General features: G+C 62.3%; 2 protein-coding genes. One reads left to right on the top strand and one right to left on the bottom strand.

Annotation, left to right across the window (positions count from 1 at the left end):
• Positions 1-513 precede the first annotated feature (513 nt).
• Positions 514-1,323: a transposase family protein gene (locus AC11W3_RS06075; RefSeq protein ID WP_484092655.1), complete on the top strand. Its 810-nt coding sequence runs from the start codon at positions 514-516 to the stop codon at positions 1,321-1,323.
• Between the two features lie 116 nt (positions 1,324-1,439).
• Here AC11W3_RS06075 and AC11W3_RS06070 read toward each other — a convergent pair.
• The coding region (locus AC11W3_RS06070; protein WP_484092654.1) for a hypothetical protein at positions 1,440-1,770 on the bottom strand (331 nt) is incomplete at its 5' end.

The raw sequence follows: 1,770 nt of genomic DNA, 5'->3' as shown, positions 1-1,770 counted from the left end.
GAGCCTGGCGGATACCCGCCTACTGGCCAGGTGGTGCCCGGCGTGGAGGCGGCGTGAGCCTGATCTGCGGCTCTCGTGCGGAACGCGGGAAAGCGTGCCCCGATGCCGTCCCGCCGTGGCGGGCGACAGGGAGCCTGCCAAGCGGGCAGAACCCGCAAGGCACTGAGTACTGTCGCGGGCGCGCAGGCGGACCGGCTCGTAGTAGCGGTGAGGCTCCTGCTTGATGCGGTGGGGGCGGAGCGAAGGTGCCGGCTCATCCGTGGTTCGTGCATTAGGTCAACCAGGCGGAAGCCCGGGAGGAATCGTGTGGACGAGCAGGGGGATTATTCATTCATCACATTTTCGGATTTCTCTGCTCCGAAACTCTGGCGGTCGGCACGACGGAAGGTTTTCCACAATTCCACAGGCAAAGATGAACGTTTCCTGAGAATGACGGGAATCCCTGGACATGGCAACGGCTCCTCCTTTTAGATCCATGGTTAACAAGACAGAAAGGATCACAAGGAGGAACCGTTGGAGTACTATGATCTCACAGGGCTGACCACCGGGCAACTGCACAAGCTGAGCCTCCTGGTCATGCAGGAGATCGGCTCGCTGGTCAAGGCCGGCGCGAAAAAGCCTCCGGCGGTCGGGCTGCTCGACTCGGTGGTCATCGTCGTCATGCTGATGCGCCGCAATGCAACCCAGGCTGCCGCAGCAGCGCATTTCCATTGCAGCCAGCCGACGGTCAGCCGCCGGTGGGACCTGCTGCGTCCGGTAATCGGCAAGGTTCTCGCTCCTTATGTCCCCGATCCCGTCCAGGTGCTCGGCCGCGAGGGAACTGCCCTGGTAGACGGCACCGTCTGCCCGGTATGGGACTGGAACGCGATCCCGGACCTGTATTCCGGGAAGGCAAAGTACACGGGAATGAACGTGCAGATCGCGTGCAATCTCAAGGGCGACGTGGCCGCTATCGGCCCGGTTCCCGTGCACGGCGCACGGCACGATGCCCACGCGTTCGAGGCCTCCGGCCTCAAGGAAGCACTTGAGAAATCCATGACTGCAGGTAATACTGGCGCCGACCTCGGCTACATCGGAGTCGACGGCATCGGGATCGTGCCACTCAAGCGCCTCAGCGGAGCGGAACTCCCGGACTGGCAGCGTGAATTCAACACGATCTTCAGCAAGATCCGCGCCGCCGTGGAGCACGCCGTGGCAAAGGTGAAGACATGGCGGATGCTCAGCAGGGAAGGCGGCCGCTACCGCTGCCCGATCTGCAAGTTCGAGAGCATGCTCGCAGCTGTCACCGGGCTGTTCTTCTTCGCCGAATACAGTAATGATTAATGAATTAGCCCCCAAAGTTAGTGCTTTGTAGCTGACGGAACCATATGCGGCGCTTTGTGATTACTGTATGGAACGTTATGGATGGTCAGGGGAATCGGAGCGGCCAACCCTGCCCGCTAACGGGCCGCGTTGGGGAAACCTGGGGCTACCTGTGGCCGGTGGAAGAACGTCGTCTCCCGCACGTCCCTGGTGGCCTTGAAACCGGTAAAGCTCACCGTCTTCCACCCCGGCAGCGACGACTTCTTCAGCCGTGCGAGCTGCCGCTGGTCGGTGTCGTCAAGGACGAGCAGCCCACCCGGCCTGACCTTAGACTCCCCCCGGTGCAGGCATTCCACCCGGTGCTTGTCGTCCACGATCACGACATCGAAGCTGCCGTCCCCGAACTCGTCAATCGCGGCTACATAGTCGCGGGCATTCTCGGGGACGGCGCGGACGTCTGCTGCTGGG

It is taken from the genome of Geomonas sp. (assembly GCF_056994735.1).
This window is presented reverse-complemented; position numbering and strand designations above follow the sequence as displayed.